Genomic DNA, 17719 nt, shown 5'->3' with positions numbered 1-17719 from the left:
GCCCTGACCCCCGCGGAACTCCGCAACGCTCACTCGTCCGACCTCCTCGTCCCCGCACACCCGAACCGCACCTGCACCGCACCAGCCAACTCGAGCCGGCCCCGACCCAAACCGGCCCGACTCGAACACCTGCTCGAACCTTAGCCAATTCCGCCGACACTTTCGCTGGCAGCATCCGCAGGCGGACTCGCCCCGAGACTGCGGGCGGACGGTGTCAGTCACGCGACCGTACGCCCCTTGTCCCGAACCCCGGTAGCCGGTCGTCCACACCCCCTGTGGAAGAGCTGTGGGAAACCCCGGGAACGGGTGTGCACAGGTTGGGTATATCCCTGTGGATATCTGCTCGTAGACTTCCACAAGCCTGCTCTGACCTGCGGTTTTGTCTGCGCACAACTGTGGAGAAGAAAAAGATTCGATACCCACAGGTCCGGTTGTCTGTGCACAGGCGTGGCCAGGCACAATGAGGCCCATGCCCATTACCACCAGGTCGTCCGGGCGCCCCGCCGACAGGCCGTGGCCCGCCCTGGGGACACCTCCCACGTGAGCGACCAGCACCCGGAGCCCGTCGAGCCTTCTGCCGCGCGCCCGACCGACCTTCCCACCGGCCGCGCGCAGGACCGCGAGATCCTCCGCCTGGCCGTGCCGGCGTTCTTCGCCCTCGTGTCCGAGCCACTCATGCTGCTGGCCGACTCGGCAATCGTCGGACATCTCGGTACGCCGCAACTCGCCGCGCTCGGGGTCGCCGGGACGATCCTGCAGACGCTCGTCGGGGTCTGCGTGTTCCTGGCATACGGCACCACCTCCGCAGTGGCCCGGCGGATCGGCGCGGGTGATCACCGCGGAGCACTCTCGCAGGGCATCGACGGACTCTGGCTCGCCCTGCTGCTGGGCGCAGTACTGGCTGTGGCCGGGCTCCTGCTCGCACCGGCGGCCGTCGGGGCGTTCGACCCGTCGCCGGACGTGGCGAACCACGCCGTTACCTACCTGCGGATCTCCTGTTTCGGCATCCCGTCGATGTTGCTCCTGCTGGCGGCGACCGGAGTACTGCGTGGGCTGCAGGACACCAAGACGCCCATGGTGGTCGCGATCTCCGCCAACCTGGCGAACATCGCGCTCAACCTGGTTCTGGTCTACGGGCTCGACCTGGACATCGCCGGCTCCGCCCTCGGTACTGCGCTGGCCCAGACGGCGGCAGGTGTGGCCCTGGTCTGGGTGGTGGTTCGTGGAGCCCGCAGGGACGGCGCCAAGCTCCGCCCGGACCGGCCCGGCATCCTCAGCTCGGCCCACGCCGGCATCCCCCTGGTCATCCGCACGCTGACCTTGCGGGTGGCGATCGTGCTCACCACGTACGTCGCGACCTCCCTCGGTACTACGTCCGTCGCGGCGCACCAGGTCGCCTTCACGCTCTGGTCGTTCCTCGCCCTGGCGCTGGACGCGATCGCCATCGCCGCGCAGGCGTTGACCGGCCGCGCACTTGGCGCCGGGCACGTCGCCGGCACCCGGGCGATCACCCGGCGGATGATGTGGTGGGGCCTGGTCTCGGGGTTCGTCGGCGGGCTGGCGCTCTGGGGTCTAAGGGATGTCTACGTGCGGTGGTTCACCTCCGATCAGGAGGTCCGGCACACGCTGGCCGCGATCCTGCTGGTCGCCGCGATCTGGCAGCCGGTCAACGGCGTCGTCTTCGTGCTGGACGGAGTACTGATCGGCGCGGGCGACGGGCGGTATCTGGCGGTGGCCGGCGTGATCGCGCTCGTGCTGTTCGTGCCGATGGCGCTGAGCGTGCTGTGGTTCGACGGCGGCGTGGTCGCCCTCTGGTGGGCCTTCGGCGGATACATGCTGCTGCGGCTGCTCACGCTGATGATCCGCGAACGCGGTGACGGCTGGCTGGTCACCGGCGCCACCCGCTGACTCCCTCCGGACTGGCAAGCCGAGAGCCGGATAGTCGACAGCTGGACTCGCCGCGGAGGGCTGGGCGGCTGACCTGGTTTTGCGGCATCGTGGGGGCGGGAACGGAAGGAGCCGCATGGCTGACACGGACGACGAGCAGACCGTCGAGCTCGGGCCTGACCACCGCGGAAAGCGGGAGGACGAGCTCGCGCCGGGCGCCGAGGCAGCCGGCGAGGACCGCCGCGCCAAGGAGTGGGAGGCCGGCGGCGACCTGGCCGGCCCCGCCCTGGCAGCCGGTACGTCGGCCGACGAGGAGGCGGCCGAGGACCATGAGGCCGAGCAGCAACGCGTCCACGAGGAGATCGAGCAGGACACCCGCGAGGGACGCGAGCTCCAAGACGCGCGATACCGGCAGGACGTGAACCGGGCAGACGCCGAGATCGCAGAGGCGATGCGGCTCGCCCACATTGCCGAGGGCAACCGCAACGACTACCGGGCCGAGGCGGCCGGTGAGCGGCGACTTGCGCGCAACGACGCGGCCCACTCCGCCCACCTACGAGCCGGAGCCGCTGGCCGGGACGACCCGCAGGCCGACGCGGATCGCGCCGAGGCCGACCGTTTCCAGGCGTCGTCGTACCGCCAGGACAGGCTCGCGAACTACGACGACGCCGTGGCGAGCTCGTACGGCGCCGAGGCCCGCGACCGGCGGAACGAGGCGGCCGAGGTGCGCCGCCCCGAGCAACCACCGGCGGCCGAGGCCGTCCGCAATCCCCCGCAGGCGGCGCCGCGAGCCCGCAAGAACCTCAAGCAGCAACGCCGCCGCAAGACCAAGGAACTCCGCGACTTCGGCCTCGGCGACTGACCCGCGCCCGGCACCGTCGGCGCCGGGCGCGGTACATCCTCAAGCAGCGCCGGCCAGTTCTCAGCGACTGATCGTGGTGGTGGTAGCGGCTTTGGCAACAGGGCTGTCGGGGCTCAGGTTGCCGGTGCGGATGATCAGCAGGTTCGCGGCGACGACCACGACGAAGACGATGCCGAGGATTCGGTGGTCCAGGCTCCAAAGGGCCAGTCCGGCCAGTCCGAAGAAGGCGATCTTCATGATCGCGGTGATCAGCGGGCCGCCGTGGTTCGCGGTCGGGGCGGCGAACAGGCCCCAGAGGACGGCCGCGACCACCGGCAGGCCGATCGCCAGGAGCAGCCGCACGACTGTGGTGTTGCCGGCCTGCCAACCCCACCAGGCGAAGATGCCGAGCCCGGCCAACTCCACCGCGAAGGCCAGTCCCAGGTCGCTCCAGCGCCAGATCTCGTGCATGTCGCCACTCCTCCGATTATCGAGAGCACCGCTCTCTCTTATTGCCAGTGTGCGTGATCGATCGACCAAAAGCAAGAGCACTGCTCTCTGAAGTTGCCGCTGCTCCGGACAGCCGGGATGATGCCCGGATGGAGACCCCGCGGCAGCGCCAGCACCGCCAGACGATGGCGGACATCCTCCGGATCGCGCACGGGCAACTCGTCACCGAGGGCAGCGCGGGTCTGTCGCTGCGCGCGATCGCTCGCGAACTGGGGCTCGTGTCGTCGGCGATCTACCGCTACGTGCCGAGCCGGGACGAGTTGCTCACGCTGTTGATCGAGGAGTCCTACACCGCGTTCGGCGATGCCGTCGAGGCTGCGGAAGCCCGCTGTCGCCGTGAAGACCTGGGTCGCCGCTGGCTCACGGTAGGCCGAGCCGTACGCCGCTGGGCGGTCGCGAACCCGGCCGAGTGGGCGCTGCTCTACGGCAGCCCGGTCCCTGGGTACCACGCGCCTCCTGAGCGGACCACGGCCGCCGGGAGCCGGGTGCCGTTCCTCGTGCTCCAACTGCTGGCCGATGCCGACCTGCAGCCCGCGTCGGACGACCCGCCCATGACGGCTGCGCTTCACCGCGAACTGGACAAGCTCCGTCCTGGTCTGCCGGGCGACCTCAAGCCGGAGGTGCTGGCTCGCGGGCTGCTGGCGTTCTCGTCGCTCTGCGGACTGGTGAGCCTCGAACTCTTCGGCCAGTTCACCAACACCGTCACCCAGTTCCCCGCGCACCTCGACCACCAGCTAACCCGCCTGGGCGCCACCCTCGGCATCCCCGAGCCCACCTGACCCACACGGGCCGCATGACCCGAGTCCGCCGAGCCCCCTGTACGGCGCACCGGAGTACAGGGGGTCAGATGCCGCGGAGGTTCGGCTGGCGCTGGTCGAAGAAGAGCCCGGCGGGTGGCTCGTTGACCGGCAGTGGCGGGATCGGGTAGTCGCTGTGCTGACCACGGCAGGCGGCGAACGGGCCGTCCGGGTCCAGCAGCGCCATCATGTGCGGGTCCGCGTGGTCGCGCCACCAGACCGACATTCCGGTCGCCGGGTCGAGCCGCAGGTGCTCCCAGGCGCGCCAGATCGAGTCGAGCCGGCTCAGCGCCTCGGCGTGCCGGTACCACTCGGGGCACCAGACGAACTGCTGGCCGAGGCGACGACAGTACAGGTAGACGAGCCGGTCCTCGACGAAGGCCGCGACGTGCGGGTAGAAGAGTTCCTGCTCACCATCCACGACGCTGCTCCTCGTTCTGCTCCCAGACCGGCGTCGGCGGGCCGGACGGCGCGGCCGGAGCCGGCGGGGCAGCCTGCGGCGAACCGGCCGCGATCCAGGCGTTCGCGCCGTGCGGGGCGATCGCCTGCGCGGAGGCGCCGGGGTCGTGGCGGGCGAAGGACGCCTTCACCGCACCGGCGTCCGGGCGGACCATCCACGGCACGGTCTTGATCATCGTGGCCGGGATGCCGGACGGGAACACCACGGCCCGGCCGGGCGGCATCGAGGCGAGGTCCGAGACCTCCATGATGTGGTGCCGCTGGGTCTGCTTGCTGGTGCCGCGCTCGCCCTTGTTGTACGAGACCGAGTTCGAGGTGATGTCGTAGTCGCCGATCAGCTTGCTCAGCCGCTCGAGGAAGTTCGCGTCGGACACACCGCCGCCGTACACCCGGATGTTCGCGGCGGACCAGAGCTTCTCCATGCCGCGCTCGCCCCAGCACTCCACGCCCTGGGCCCAGGACTGCAGGATCGTCATCAGCACGATGCCGCGGGAGCCGAAGTGGCTGTAGAGGTCCGGCAGGTCCTTCCAGCGGCAGACGTTCGCCGCCTCGTCCAGGACACCGACCAGCGGGCTCGGCATCCGGCCACCCGGACAGGTCTTGGCGTAGTCCTCGGCGGCCTCGACCACGGCCACCGTCAGCGCGGTGACCAGCGGGCCCGCAGTACCGGCGCCTTCCTTGGACAGGCTGTACAGCGTGCCGCCCTCGCGGACGAACTGGTGCGGGTTGAACTGCGGCCGGTTGTCGTTCGGGCCGGTTGGGATGACCCACCGGGTGACCTTGCGGTTCACCAGGAACTGGGCGCTCTGCTGGGCGGTTCCGTAGACGCCGGCGCGCTGCTTGTCGGGCGCGTTGATGACGCCGGACAGCGCGTCCGCTGACAGTTGCAGGCCGGGCGTGGACCGCAGGATCCGCTCCGGCTCGTCGTTGCGCTGGTCCGCGAGCCACGTGTAGACCTGCGTGATCGGGCGCTTCGCCACCGCGGCGGCGAGCAGCAGGCCGGCCAGCAGATCGGTGCCGGCGGCATCGAAGAAGGCGTCCGTGCGGGCGTTCTCGGAGCGCTGCGACGCGACGAAGTGGTCTGCCAACTGGCGGGCCTTCACCTCGTCGGTGACGTAGCTCAGCGGGTTCCACCACCAGTTGGGCTCCTCGGCGCAGACCTCCTGCGGGTCGAACACCCAGACCGGCCCGTGCTGCGAGCGCGGGTCGCGGGTGGCGTCGACGATGTCGCGCTTGTTGGAGGTCGCGATCACCGCGCCCGGCGCGTCGAGGATCGCCGGTACTGCGCGGGAGGTGGTCTTACCGGTCCGGGGACCCCAGACGTCGACGTGCATGTCTTCCCAGGAACCGAAGACTTCGAGGTTGTCCCGGACGGTCCGGCCGATCAGTACGCCGGGGCCGGCGTGCCCGGCGCCAAGGCGGTTCGCGATCTGCTGCGCGCCCTCGCGAGTGAGCTTGTAGATCTCCTTGCGCTTCGACATCAGCTGGGCAGACTTGTCCACCCGCGAGCCGGCGCCCTGCATCCGGCGGACCAGGAAGAACCCGAGCACCACCAGACCCGCGATCACCGCCAGTTCGAGCAGGAGCATGCCGGTGGCGGCTCCCGACCAGCGCGCCGTGCCGTCGATCAGGTCGAGCAGGGCGTTCACCGGGTTGTTGGAGATCGCGCGGCTGTCGTTGATCGCCGCGGCGACCTTCAGCGACGACCAGATACCGCCGAGCACCAGGACGAACAGCCCGATGCCGATGAACACCAGCACCGACTCGACAGACAGCCCGCCGGGTCCGGTACTTCGCCTGCCCTGTGCCATTAGTGTCCTCCGTTCGGAGTCCGTGCGCTGGCTCCGGTGGTCAGGTGGGTGGATCGCAAGGCGGAGGAAGCGGGCGATGCTTTTCCATCGTTCGCTTTCGACAACGCCGTGAGGCGCCCGCCTGGGCGCCGGAGACAGTGTGCGGAGTTCGGACGGAGGGCACTCACTCCTCAACTCCCGTTCTCGCTACTACCCGGGTGCTCGGGTCCGGTGGTGGCAGTTTGGTGGGGTCGTCGAAGGTGTACTCCTCGACGACCTCCTCGGTGCCATCCTCGGTGATCTCGACCTTCAGCGGACGGCCGTCTTCGCCGGTCTTCCACAGCTTGTTGGTGTCGTTGATCTCGCGCTCGACCGAGGTCAGGCCGACGTGCACCGGGATGCCCGGGCGGCCACCGACCTTGACCAGGAAGTTGCCTCGCCCGGGGGGCGCGGCCTCCTCTCCCGTCGCGGGGTCCCAGGCGGGCGGGTCCTGCCAGCCGATGAGCATGTTCTGCTCCTCGTCGGACAGCGGCACCACCGCGGTCAGGTTCTCCATCTCGGCCCGCGGCAGACCGCCGCAGATGACCATGCCGGACCGCTCGACGAAACCCTTCGCCTTCATCCGGTCCTCGGGGTGCTCCAGGGCCAGCAGGTCGGACATGGTGTGCGAGATCATCGCCATCCCGACACCACGCTGACGGTTCAGCCGGGTCAGCGCGTCGACCCGGTCGACCAGGCCGCGACCGGCCCGCAGTACCCGCCAGAGCTCGTCGAGGATGACGAAGTAGTGCCGTCGTGGCTCCAGGCCCGCATCCGCGAGCGCCTGCGCGACCGCGACCGCGCCGAACCCGTAGGACCAGCAGGCCAGCAGCACCGCGGCCTGCAGGTTGGTCTCGGAGTCGTCGATGTTGGACACGTCGAAGACGACCGGCCGGTCCATCGCCATGGGGTGGTCGGTCTGCTCGGAGAAGATCTCGCCGAGTCGTCCACCACCGACCAGACCGATCAGCGAGGCCTCGAGCCCTTCGGTGACCTGGCGATAGCGGTCCATGCTGCCGCGGTCCAGGGCGACGTTGCGGACCCGGTCCGGCGCCTCCTGGACCACCTTCAGCAGGTCCCGCAGTACCGGCGTGCCCTCGTGGCGCTCGTCGAGCACCTTGAGGGCCTCGTCGATGATGGTCTCCTCGCGGTCCGACGGCGGCGCCGAGCGCATGATCGAGATCAGCGCGGACACCATCGTCTGGCGACGGCCGTGCGCGTCCGCCTGGATCGCCTGCCGGGCGCTGCCGGTCAGCCGCAACGCCGCCCTCCGGGACTCGCCCGGGTCCAGCACGTTCAGGTGGCCACGACCGCGGCCGAGCTCGATCACCTGGCCGCCGAGGGCCAGGATCAGGTCCTTGTAGTCGGGCTTGAGGTCGCCGAGCACGAGCGGCTGGATCCCGTACCCCGCGAGGCCGAGCGCCATCCGCCGGGTGATCGTCGACTTGCCCAGACCCGGCTTGCCGAGCACGAACATCGACGGGTTCGAGATCAGCTTGGCCCGCATGAACCAGCTGATCGGGTCGCAGCACATGGTCGCGCCGGACAGGATGTTGCGGCCGATCGGTACGCCGACCATCGGGCTGCCGGTGCCCGCGGCGAACGGCCACATGCCGCACACCTGCACCGTCGTACCGCGCCACTCGGCCGGGGCCTGCAGGTATGTGGAGTAGCCGCCGCCCATCCCGGGCCAGCCGCGGGGCATCGGGCGCTTGCCACCGCGCAGTGGGTCGACCGGCTTGTTCTTCTTGCTCACAGAGCCTCCCGACGGTTCACAGGGCTTCCCGGAGACCGGCCGGGACGGACAGGTGGCTCTGCACGACGATGCCGAGCGGCAACCCGGCGACGAAGGCGGAGTCCTGAGACCCGTAGGCCGGCCGGAGCAGCACCCGGGCGGTGGCGCCCAGGTTGTCGATCGCGGCGACCATGTCGGGGAGTTGCTCGGCCGTCATGACCGTGCCGGTGACCACCATGCCGAAGTTGACCAGACCCGCACCGCGAGCCTCCTCCTGCGCAGTACGGTCCGCGGCCCGCGCCTCGGCCATCGAGCGGGCCGACGGACGAGCGGAAGCGGTCGCGCGGAACGAGGCGTTGCGCTTGTCGGCCTCCACCATCCGGGCCGCGGTGGCCGCGTCCAGCGGCCGGTAGAGCAGGGTGACGCGCTTGCGGTCGATGTCCGGGTGCGGACCGACCAGCTGGGACAGCACCGAGGAGAAGACCTCACCACGCGGCGCCTGGGTCATCTGCCAGGTGATGGACCACGCGCTGTCGTGCCGGTACTTGTCCCAGAACGCCTGGGCAGCGGCCGGTCCGGCATCGGTCCACTGCAGCTCGGGCGACATGCCCTGGCTCCGAGCCTCATCGATCAGTACTGCGGCCGCCGGGTCGTAGGCGATCCGCACGGTCTCGCAGAGCTCCTGCGCGGTGACCGGGCGGGCGGCACCCGCGCCGGTGGAGTTCAGGCTCTGGGTGAGGGCCGGGAGGCGGGACGCGAGCTCGCGGCCCATGTCCTCTTCCTTGCGGCGCTTGCCGTTGCGGTCGGTGCCTTTGAACGTCAGAGCCACTCGGGCCGACACCAGCGCCGAGCCCTCGGGGTAGGTCTGGATCACCTCGGACAGCATCGCCCGGGCGATCGCCGGCGTGTCGTCCTGCATGTTGTGGGTGACCTCACGGCGGAGCCGGATGCCGGTGTCCGGCGCGGACTCCACCGTCACCGAGGCAGCGATGATGCCCGGCTCGTGACCGAGGGAGGCGAGCCACTGACCCCAGTGCGCCACCCAGACGTCCACCTGGTCCTCGTCGACCAGCGAGGCGCCGTCCGGTTCCGCGTTGATGATGACGGTGAAGTGCCGGGTGCTCGGGTAGTAGAGCAGCGCGAACGGTCGGCCGTACGAGTCCTTGAACTCGCTCAGCTGCGAGGCCGCGGCGAGCCCGGGCAGCTGGAACTTGCCCCACGCCGTACGTCCGAGCGGACCGGACCGGTAGATGTTGTGCTTGGCCATCTTTGCTCGCTGCCATCCAATTCGCGTCGAGAGCCTCTGCAGGGTGGAGTGCCCGTGCTTGTCCTTGGTCATCAGCAACAGCAGGATCGCGCCGACGATCAGCAGGGAGATCAGCGCGCCCGGCAGACCGGCCGCCAGGGTGGCGATCATGGTCACCACCAGGCCGCCCATCATGATCCCGGTGCCGAGCGTGCCCAGACCGGCGATGCCTGCGCTGGCGGGCGCCCGCCAGTTGCCGTAGGTCCTGGGGGCGCTTCGTACGCCGTCAGCCGCTGCCACTTGGTCCCTCATCCATCGAGTCGTTGTCGATCGTCTCGGCGGCGCCGGCCTGAGCCGCTTCCTTGGTCATGTCGACGCCCTTCTTGACCGCCATGGCTGTCGCCACGACCGCGATGCCGACCGGTCCGGCCGCAGCACCCGCTCCTGCCGCCGCGCCACCGGCCGCCGCACCACCACCAGCCGCCGCACCACCGCCGGCTGCCGCGCCGCCGCCGGCCGCGGCACCACCACCGGCTGCCGCACCGCCACCGCCTGCAGCACCACCGGCCGCGCCGCCGCCCGCACCACCACTGGCACCACCGCCGGCTCCACTGGCGCCGCCGCCACCACCACCGCCGCCGCCTCCGCTACCACCGCCGCTGGGCTGGGGACTGGAGTTCTGCGAGCCGCTCGGGCTGGAACTCTGGGAGGACGACTTGCTGCCTCGGCCGACGTTGCGGGCACCGCTCGGCCCGTCACTCTCGCTGTCGGCGGATTTCGACACCTTGTCGGCGATCTGGTCCGCCCCGACCATCTTCGCCGCGAGCGCACCCGCTCCGGCCGAACCCGCGGTGGCGGCGACCATCGGCGTGACGAACCGCATCAGGGCCGGCAACGCGAAGAGGGCGAGCACCAGCATCGTCACGCCGGTGATCGAGTTCATGATCTGGTCGCTGTTGAAGGACAGCGGGCCCTCCTGCTTGCCCTCGCCGAAGGCGGCACCGGTCAGCTTGAGCGCGGTGCCGTAGATCAGGGCGGCCACCGGTTTGTAGAGGATGAAGGCGACCAGCCAGGAGATTATTCGCTTGAACCAGGCCTTGCCCATCTCGGTGTGGGTGGCCGCCGCCGCGATCGGCAGCACGCCCAGCAGCAGGATCAGCATCGCGGTCCGGACCACCATCAAGACGACCTGGAGCATCGACGCGAGCAGCGTGATGATGCCGATGGTGATCATCAGGCCGATGCCGGCACCGCCGGTCGCGGACAGACCCAGCAGGACCAGCATCGCGGCGCCGAAACCGCTCGGGTCGACTTCGCCCGCGTTGCAGGTGAACCCCGCACCGGGAGTCCGGTCCAGGCCGGTCAGCACGACGCAGCGGGAGAACTCGTCGCCGACCTCGATCAGCACCTGGGTGACCGCGATCGCCATCGTCGAGGCGACCGCCAGCGTGAGCAGCGAGCGGAGCAGGTCACGAAGGTTGTCGCCGCGGTGCGACCAGGCCATCTGGGCGCCGGCCACGATCACGCCGATGGTCGCCGCGAAGACGGCGATCCACTGGGTGTGCTGCCAGATCCAGGCGACCGAGTTCGCGGCCGGCGCGCCGGTCGTCGCGCTGCCGACCGCCTGCGTCGGGACGAAGACCCAGAACGTGCCGATCGCGGCCATCATGGCGCCGACGGCTTCGGCCAACGCGGTGAGAATGGGATCGAAGATCAACTTGATCAGCGCCTCAACTGCAGGGGTCAGGGCATCGAGCAGGAAGTCCTTGATGCACTCGAGCCAGCCGTCGTCGCAGAGCAACGGGTTCATGTCAGCCCGCCTTCGGTGAGACGAATCGGAGGATGGCGGGCAGGGCGACGACGGCCAGCACCATCATCGTCACGCCCGTGAGGACGGAGATCGTCACGCCGTCCGCGCCCCGGGGGACGCCGATCAACTTGATCGCGGTGGCATAGATGAGCGCGGCAACCGGTTTGTAGAGGATGAATCCGGCCAGCCAGGACACGGCCCGCTTGAACCAGGTCATCCCGACCTCGGTGTTCGTCGCGGACGCGGTCAGCGGCAGGATGCCGACCAGCAGGATCAGCATGCCGTAGCGGATCACCATCAAGACGAGCTGGACGATCGACGTGATCACCAGCAGGATGCCGATCACGATGACCAGCATCAGGCCGAGGCCGTCGGTCTCCAGCGGATCGACCAACTGGTTGCCGACCCGTTCGGAGAACGAGGAACCGTCCAGGGCGGCGTCGATGATCTCCTGGGAGAACCAGTCCGCGATCTCGATCAGGGTCGCGGCGAAGGCGACGCCCATGCCCGACACGACCACCATGGTGAGCAGGCTCCGGAGGATGTCGCGGACCGGCTCACCGCGCTGGGAGACGGCCATCCGGATGCCGGCGATGATCACCGAGATGGTGGCGGCGATGACCAGGATCCAGAGCGTGTAGTGCTGGATGAAGGTGACGGCGTTGTTGTTCGCGACGTTCGGGGTGTCGATGTCGATCCAGAGCGTGCCGACGGTCTCCATGATCGCCTTGACGGCTGCCACCACGACCGATTTGATCGCGTCGAAGACGAACTTGAAGAGGCTGCCGATGACGCCGTTCAGCGCCTCGCCCAGGTACTTGTGGACGCAGTCGTCCCAGTCCCAGGGCTTCCAGGAGCAACCGAGCGAGATCATCACGCGCCCCCGAACCGGACATAGCCCTGCAGCGACTGCAGCACGTCCGGCGCCACGTCACCGTTGAAGCTGCCGTCGGGCTGCAGCACGACCTTCCAGTCGCCCTTCAGCCAGCGCAGCGTCATCGGCAGGGCGGCCACGCTCTGCGGGTCGATCTGCACCGCGATCGAGATGATGGCCTTGGTCGGCTCGTAGTCGATCACCTTGAACCCGGTGAACTGCGAGGCGTCGCCCTCGCCGCGGGGCGTCGGTGTCGACCTGACCTCGCGGAGCGCCCGGGTGAGTCCGGCGCCCGGCGCGATCCGGGTCCGCAGTACGGCCTCGGTCAGGTGAGGGTTGCGGATCTGGCCCAAGGTCACCATCGCGGCCAGCACGGCGCCGGTCGGTGAGTGGGCGAAGCAGTAGCGCACACCGTTGGTGTACGTCGCGGCCGGGCCGCCCTGCTCCTGCAGGGGGATCAGCATGTTGGTCTCGAACTGCCAGCTCACCGATGCCGGGGCGACCCGGGGGATGCTCTGGTCCGGCGACTTGCTTTTGCAGCCACCACGGCCGTTGTTGAGCGGCGGCGGAGTCGCGGTCGCGGTCGGCTCCCCCGGAGTGGCAGGAGGTTCAGTGGGCTCGTCAGTGGTCTCGTCGGTCGGCTCGACCACGCTCGGCGTGGCTGTCGGCTGCGTCGAGGGCGTGCCCCCGCCACGGCCGCCCAGGAGCAACCAGACCACCAGACAGACGACCACGGCGCCGATGACGATCGCCGACGCGACGAATCCGGTGCTCTCCCAGGGAGAGGTGGATTCCGTGTCGCCGGCGTCGTCGTCGGAGGAGTCGCGACCACTGAACCAGGCCACCAGGGATCAGCTTTCGTCAGGACCGAGCGGGGCGGAGGTGCGGGGCCGGATCAATTGCCGACCAGCGCTTTGACGAACCCGGAGGCGGTACCGATGACGATGCAGCCGGCCAGCACCCAGCCGAGGCGGGCAGCGTGCTCGCCACCTTCACCGCGACGCTGACCGATCGCCATCATCGCGCCCGCGATGATGACACCGAGGATGCAGATCGAGATCGAGATCGTGGTGACCCAGCTGACCACCGTGTCGACCTTGCTCTGCACGCCGTCCGGCAGCGGCTCGAGCGGGACCAGCAGGGGAATGAACTTTGCCAACATGAGCGATGAGGCCTTTCAGTATGGGGCGGGGTAGTCCGCGGGGTTTGACGCGCGAAGAGCGTAGATGGATTCAAGAACTTCGAAAACCTCGTCAGGGGTGTTCTCTGGCGTGGGATCCTCCCCCCTTCGCCACTCCTCGATCCACGGGATGTCCCAGACCCTGGGCACCCCACCGCCGACGATGTCGGCGAAGTCGTCCAACACTCGGGGCAATCGGCCCGGAGCGTCCGCGATCAGTACCAACCCCAGCACCGCGACCCCCTGGACCACACCCGAGGCCCACTCGATCGCGGCCCGCTGCGCAGCCCGCAGCCCCGACCCGTGCGTCCTGGCCACCAGTACTACGGGCGTCGGCACGGGCGGCGGTGGGATCGGCCAGCGATGACCGGCCGCGCGGGTCCCCGGCAGCAGCAGCGACATCGTCGTCTCGCCGGCGCCACCGTGCACCCCGACCCACCAGAGCGTGTCGGCCGCGGGGATGGCAAACTTCGGCAGCCGCTGGTCCTCGGCCGGTGCGGGCACTCCGTGCTGAGGCGCGGAAGGGCCCCGCGGGGTCATGTCGACCTGCGGCGGCACGGGGCCGGGAGGCAGTTGAGATGACCCTTGTCCCGACTGTTGCTGCCGAGTCCACGGGTTCTGCGGTTGCGTCATGGCCCCTCCTCTCGCGGCGTGTCACGGGCTGTCGCCCACAGTATTCTCTCGCTTCCCGGGTGTGCTGATGTGACCCATCCACAGGCGAGGATGTTTCTACCCCCTTGTCGGGGTCAGACGAGCCGGCCGGCTCGCAGAGTGGTATGCCTTCGGGCGGCAGCATGTCTCCGGGCGGACGACATGCTAGAACGAGAGGCCGACAACCCGATGACCGAGGGAGAGCTGTGGCGGGGATGAGGGGTGACCATGGCTGAGAAGGGCATCCCTTCGTGGCCCAAGGTCACGATCCGGCTGTACGACGACCACAACGCCGAGGTGAAGATCGCCGGGCGCAGTCACCCGGTGAACCACCACGATCCACGCCAGGCCGCGATCGCCCTCGTGGCCGAGCGCGCGGGTCAGCTCGGCCGCCCGGTGAAGGCGACCGCGGTCGAGTTCGACGGCGCCTCCTGGCCGCTGGTCATCCACCCCGACGGCCGGGTCGAGGCGATCGAGGCCGCACCCAAGTCGGACAAGCCGATCTGGCCGATCATCGCCGCCGCCGGCCTGGCCATCGTGCTCGTCGGCGGCACCGCCTTCTACCTGCTGATGCCGCGCGACAACAGCCCCAAGGATCCGAATCCCCCGGCGGCCAACAAGCTGCCCGAACTGCCCGCGCCGAAGGTCGTGCCCGACCAGTTCGTGGCCCGGCCGGCGCCGCCCGGCTGGTCGACGAACGCGGCCTGGACCGTCGACATCGCCGAGGACTCGACTCCGGCGGTGTCCCCGGACGGCAGCGAGGTCGCGGTACTGACGCAAGACAACAAGATCGCCGTGTTCGACAGCGCCGGCAAGGTGCTCTGGCAGGACAAGGTGCCGAAGAACGCGGACAATCCGGTCTACACCACCATCGACTCCAAGCCGGTGCTGGCGGTGACCACGCCGAAATCGTTGCTCTACTGGCCCGGTGACGGCATCGAGTCGACCGAGGTGGAACTGCCGGACGCCGCGCGGGTGCAGTTCTTCGGGACGTCCCCGCTGGTGCTGCTGAACGACGGCGACGCGGGTGCGAGTGTTGTCAGTGGCAAGGATCTGCACCCGGTGCAGAACCAGCCGCGGCTGTCGACCATCCTGCTGGCCGAGGGCGACAAGACCTTGCTGGCAAGGTATGCGGGCCCGCTGTACTGGAGCCAGACCGGCAAGGACCTGGTCGTACTGCCGCTCAAGCCGCCGGCCGGTGCCAGCGGCATCAACCACATCGCGATGGCCAGCCCCGGGCGCGCACTGGTGATCTGGAACGTCGCGAAGTCGACCGACGTGATCCCGACGGTGAGCTCGACCGCGGACGGCTCGGTGGTCGCGACCTGCCCGAAGGTGCCGGCGCAGCAGCCGGACGACTGGAAGTGGCTGCCCGACCAAGGCGGCAAGGTCGCCGCCTGGGGTGAGTGCATGATCAACTTCACCAGCCGCAAGACGAACCTGCTACCGGACTTCTCGCCGCAGTCGGTCACCCAGACGACGATCTACGGCACCCTCGACGGCAAGCCGGCCACGATCGTGCCGGGCGGCCGCGCGAACACTCTGGCCGCGCCGACCGCCAGGCCGTGGGGCATCGTCGGCAACCACGCCATCGTCGTCCACGCCTCGGTTCTGTACGCCCTGGACAAGAAGTAGCACGCGATGAAGATCTCGAACGCACTCCGCGTACGCCGGGCGCGGGTGGCCCGGTGGACGGCGGCTATCGCTGCTGCCGGCGCGCTGGTCCTGACACCGATCGCGGCGGTGGCCACCGGGCTGGACGACGACCCGGCGCCTTCCGGTTGGCCCTCGGTCGCCGAGCCGGCCGACTCCAACAGCACGGTGTCGGACCCGCGGCCGACGAACCCGCCGACAGTCGCGAAGCCCCCGGAGGGTGAGGCCTCCGACCCCACGGTGCTTTCCTGGCCGGGCCCTCAGCAGCAGTAGCCGACGGCAACGGCTTGCAGATGGCGGTATCCCCTAGGGGCCAGCGGCAACGAACGGACGAACGAAACGGCCCGCTCTCCGGGGAGAGCGGGCCGTTCGGTGTTCGGGTGAGGGTGCCGTCAGACGGCTACGACCTCGAGGCGGACGGTGGCCGCCACCTCCGGGTGGAGCTGGACCGACACCTGGTGCTTGCCGGTGGTCTTGATCGGCGAGCCGATCGAGATCGACCGCTTCTCCACCAGCGGACCGCCGGACGACTTGATCGCGCCGGCGATGTCCGCCGGGGTGACCGAGCCGAACAGGCGACCGGTCTCGCCGGCCTTCACGTCCAGCTTGACGCCGAGCTGCTCGAGCTGGTTCTTGACCTCGCTCGCGTGCTCCTTGCCCTGGATCGCCCGGGCGTCACGCGCCCGCTTGATCGACTGGATCTGCTTCTCTGCGCCACGGGTCCAGCCGATGGCCAGACCACGCGGGACGAGGTAGTTGCGGCCGTAGCCGTCCTTGACCTCGACGATGTCGCCGGGGGCTCCGAGGCCCTCGACCTCCTGCGCCAGGATGAGCTTCATGTCTCAGACCTCCCTCAGCGAGCGGTGCTCGTGTAAGGCAGCAGAGCCACCTCGCGAGCGTTCTTGATAGCGGTGGCCACGTCGCGCTGGTGCTGCACGCAGTTGCCCGTCACCCGGCGCGCGCGGATCTTGCCGCGGTCGGAGATGAACTTGCGCAGCAGCGCGGTGTCCTTGTAATCGACGTACGTTGCCTTGTCCTTGCAGAAGCCGCAGACCTTCTTCTTCGGCTTCCGAATGATCTTGGCCATTGTGGTGCTCTCTTCCTACTACGAAAGCCCGGCTGGTGCCGGAATGGTCACTCGGATTGTTGTCCTGCTCAGATCAGAACGGAGGCTCTTCCATCGAGCCGCCGCCACCCTGACCTGCCCAGGGGTCGTTCTGCGGCGCGGCCTGGCCGCCACCGCCGCTACCCTGCGGGGTCGCCCAGGGGTCGTTCTGCGGGGCGCCACCCTGGCCGCCACCGAAGCCACCACCACCCTGGTTGCCACCGCCACCACCGAAGCCGCCGCCACCGTCGCCGCCGGGGCCCGAGCGCGTCGCCCGGGTCACCTTGGCGGTGGCGCTGCGCAGGCTGGGACCGACCTCGTCCACGTCGATCTCGAAGACCGTGCGCTTGTTGCCCTCACGGTCGTCGTACGAGCGGGACTTGAGCCGGCCCTGCACGATCACGCGCATGCCGCGCTGCAGCGACTCGGCCACGTTCTCCGCGGCCTGCCGCCAGACGGAACAACTCAGGAACAGCGACTCGCCGTCCTTCCATTCACCTGACTGCCGGTCGTACGTCCGCGGGGTCGACGCGACGCGGAAGTTCGCGACGGCCGCACCGGACGGGGTGAACCGGAGTTCAGGGTCGTCGACAAGATTGCCGACCAGTGTCACGACGGTTTCGCCTGCCATTGCCGTTCCTCCTGCTATCGGGTGTGGCTGTGTCTACAGCTAATCAGTAACGGTCGGCACCGACACTGAAGCTGCTGACGACCCCAGGGATCAGTGCTGGTCCGGCCGGATGACCTTGGTGCGGAGGATCGACTCGTTCAGCGTGAGCTGACGGTCGAGCTCCTTCACCACTGCCGGCTCGGCGGTCAGGTCGATGATGGCGTAAATGCCCTCGGCCTTCTTCTTCACGTCATAGGCCAGCTTGCGACGACCCCAGATGTCGAGCTTCTCGACCGTTCCACCTTCCTTGCGGACGATGTTCAGGTACTGGTCGAGCGAGGGCTCGACGGTGCGCTCTTCGGTCTCCGGGTCGAGGATCACCATGACTTCATAACGACGCATGCGCGAACTCCACCTCCTTCGGACTCAGGCGGCCACGGTCTTTCCGTGGCAGGAGGGCGATGCGGTCTGCTCCACGCCGACAATCGCCGTCGGCGTCAAGCAAGGAGCCCGGTCGAAGGACCGGGCAACA

Annotated in this window: 19 protein-coding genes; 5 read left to right on the top strand and 14 right to left on the bottom strand. The window is 69.2% G+C overall.

What is annotated here, in order from left to right:
• Positions 1 to 540: 540 nt before the first annotated feature.
• Entirely contained in the window at positions 541 to 1908 is a 1368-nt protein-coding gene (locus EV648_RS19460) for an MATE family efflux transporter (RefSeq protein ID WP_370452730.1), read from the top strand.
• 115 nt (positions 1909 to 2023) lie between these two features.
• Complete coding sequence (locus EV648_RS19455) at positions 2024 to 2749, top strand: hypothetical protein (RefSeq protein ID WP_132293389.1); 726 nt, start codon at positions 2024 to 2026, stop codon at positions 2747 to 2749.
• A 60-nt stretch (positions 2750 to 2809) separates the two neighbouring features.
• On the opposite strand, the gene EV648_RS19450 is transcribed toward EV648_RS19455, so the two are convergent.
• A complete protein-coding gene (locus EV648_RS19450; protein WP_132293386.1) occupies positions 2810 to 3199 on the bottom strand; it encodes a YrdB family protein in 390 nt (129 codons plus the stop codon).
• A 128-nt stretch (positions 3200 to 3327) separates the two neighbouring features.
• Here EV648_RS19450 and EV648_RS19445 point away from each other — a divergent pair, with 128 nt between their 5' ends.
• Complete coding sequence (locus tag EV648_RS19445) at positions 3328 to 4017, top strand: TetR/AcrR family transcriptional regulator (protein ID WP_132293383.1); 690 nt, start codon at positions 3328 to 3330, stop codon at positions 4015 to 4017.
• Between the two features lie 64 nt (positions 4018 to 4081).
• Here the strand turns inward: EV648_RS19445 and EV648_RS19440 are convergent, their stop codons facing one another.
• The 9 genes from EV648_RS19440 to EV648_RS19400 all read right to left on the bottom strand — a co-directional run bounded on the left by EV648_RS19440 (position 4082) and on the right by EV648_RS19400 (position 13801).
• The gene (locus EV648_RS19440; protein ID WP_132191759.1) at positions 4082 to 4456 is read right to left on the bottom strand and encodes a DUF4913 domain-containing protein; all 375 of its coding nucleotides are present in this window, start codon (positions 4454 to 4456) and stop codon (positions 4082 to 4084) included.
• Positions 4446 to 6305, bottom strand: coding sequence for a type IV secretory system conjugative DNA transfer family protein (locus EV648_RS19435; RefSeq protein ID WP_132293381.1), 1860 nt, complete (start codon positions 6303 to 6305; stop codon positions 4446 to 4448). The genes EV648_RS19440 and EV648_RS19435 overlap by 11 nt, the downstream gene beginning before the upstream one ends.
• A gap of 163 nt (positions 6306 to 6468) precedes the next feature.
• The gene (locus EV648_RS19430; protein WP_132293377.1) at positions 6469 to 8079 is read right to left on the bottom strand and encodes an ATP/GTP-binding protein; all 1611 of its coding nucleotides are present in this window, start codon (positions 8077 to 8079) and stop codon (positions 6469 to 6471) included.
• A gap of 16 nt (positions 8080 to 8095) precedes the next feature.
• Positions 8096 to 9616: an SCO6880 family protein gene (locus EV648_RS19425; protein WP_241995374.1), complete on the bottom strand. Its 1521-nt coding sequence runs from the start codon at positions 9614 to 9616 to the stop codon at positions 8096 to 8098.
• Positions 9591 to 11114, bottom strand: coding sequence for a hypothetical protein (locus EV648_RS19420; RefSeq protein ID WP_132293373.1), 1524 nt, complete (start codon positions 11112 to 11114; stop codon positions 9591 to 9593). Before EV648_RS19420 ends, EV648_RS19425 begins: the two co-directional genes overlap by 26 nt.
• 1 nt (position 11115) lies before the next feature.
• On the bottom strand, positions 11116 to 11988 hold the full coding sequence (locus EV648_RS19415; RefSeq protein ID WP_132293370.1) for a hypothetical protein: 873 nt from the start codon (positions 11986 to 11988) through the stop codon (positions 11116 to 11118).
• Positions 11988 to 12833 (bottom strand): hypothetical protein, encoded by an 846-nt coding sequence (locus EV648_RS19410; RefSeq protein ID WP_132293367.1) that lies wholly within the window; start codon positions 12831 to 12833, stop codon positions 11988 to 11990. The genes EV648_RS19415 and EV648_RS19410 overlap by 1 nt, the downstream gene beginning before the upstream one ends.
• A 50-nt stretch (positions 12834 to 12883) precedes the next feature.
• Entirely contained in the window at positions 12884 to 13150 is a 267-nt protein-coding gene (locus tag EV648_RS19405; RefSeq protein ID WP_132293364.1) for a TrbC/VirB2 family protein, read from the bottom strand.
• Between the two features lie 15 nt (positions 13151 to 13165).
• The gene (locus EV648_RS19400; protein WP_132293362.1) at positions 13166 to 13801 is read right to left on the bottom strand and encodes a DUF6668 family protein; all 636 of its coding nucleotides are present in this window, start codon (positions 13799 to 13801) and stop codon (positions 13166 to 13168) included.
• A 246-nt stretch (positions 13802 to 14047) separates the two neighbouring features.
• On the opposite strand from EV648_RS19400, the gene EV648_RS19395 reads away from it, so the two are divergent.
• Positions 14048 to 15454 carry a hypothetical protein gene (locus EV648_RS19395; RefSeq protein ID WP_199234700.1) on the top strand — a complete coding sequence of 469 codons (1407 nt, stop codon included), beginning with the start codon at positions 14048 to 14050 and terminating at the stop codon, positions 15452 to 15454.
• Between the two features lie 6 nt (positions 15455 to 15460).
• A complete protein-coding gene (locus EV648_RS19390; RefSeq protein ID WP_132293357.1) occupies positions 15461 to 15745 on the top strand; it encodes a hypothetical protein in 285 nt (94 codons plus the stop codon).
• Positions 15746 to 15864: 119 nt separating this feature from the next.
• Here the strand turns inward: EV648_RS19390 and rplI are convergent, their stop codons facing one another.
• From rplI to rpsF, 4 genes are all read right to left on the bottom strand, one after another.
• Positions 15865 to 16311, bottom strand: coding sequence for a 50S ribosomal protein L9 (gene rplI / locus EV648_RS19385; protein WP_132293354.1), 447 nt, complete (start codon positions 16309 to 16311; stop codon positions 15865 to 15867).
• Positions 16312 to 16325: 14 nt separating this feature from the next.
• A complete protein-coding gene (rpsR, locus tag EV648_RS19380; RefSeq protein ID WP_012924539.1) occupies positions 16326 to 16559 on the bottom strand; it encodes a 30S ribosomal protein S18 in 234 nt (77 codons plus the stop codon).
• A gap of 73 nt (positions 16560 to 16632) precedes the next feature.
• Positions 16633 to 17208 carry a single-stranded DNA-binding protein gene (locus tag EV648_RS19375; protein ID WP_132293351.1) on the bottom strand — a complete coding sequence of 192 codons (576 nt, stop codon included), beginning with the start codon at positions 17206 to 17208 and terminating at the stop codon, positions 16633 to 16635.
• Positions 17209 to 17298: 90 nt separating this feature from the next.
• On the bottom strand, positions 17299 to 17589 hold the full coding sequence (gene rpsF / locus EV648_RS19370) for a 30S ribosomal protein S6 (protein ID WP_132191772.1): 291 nt from the start codon (positions 17587 to 17589) through the stop codon (positions 17299 to 17301).
• Positions 17590 to 17719: the final 130 nt, after the last annotated feature.

Source organism: Kribbella sp. VKM Ac-2568 (assembly GCF_004345365.1).
GTDB lineage: Bacteria > Actinomycetota > Actinomycetes > Propionibacteriales > Kribbellaceae > Kribbella > Kribbella orskensis.
The sequence above is the reverse complement of the archived record's forward strand: the minus strand, read 5'-3'. Positions and strand labels throughout refer to the sequence as shown.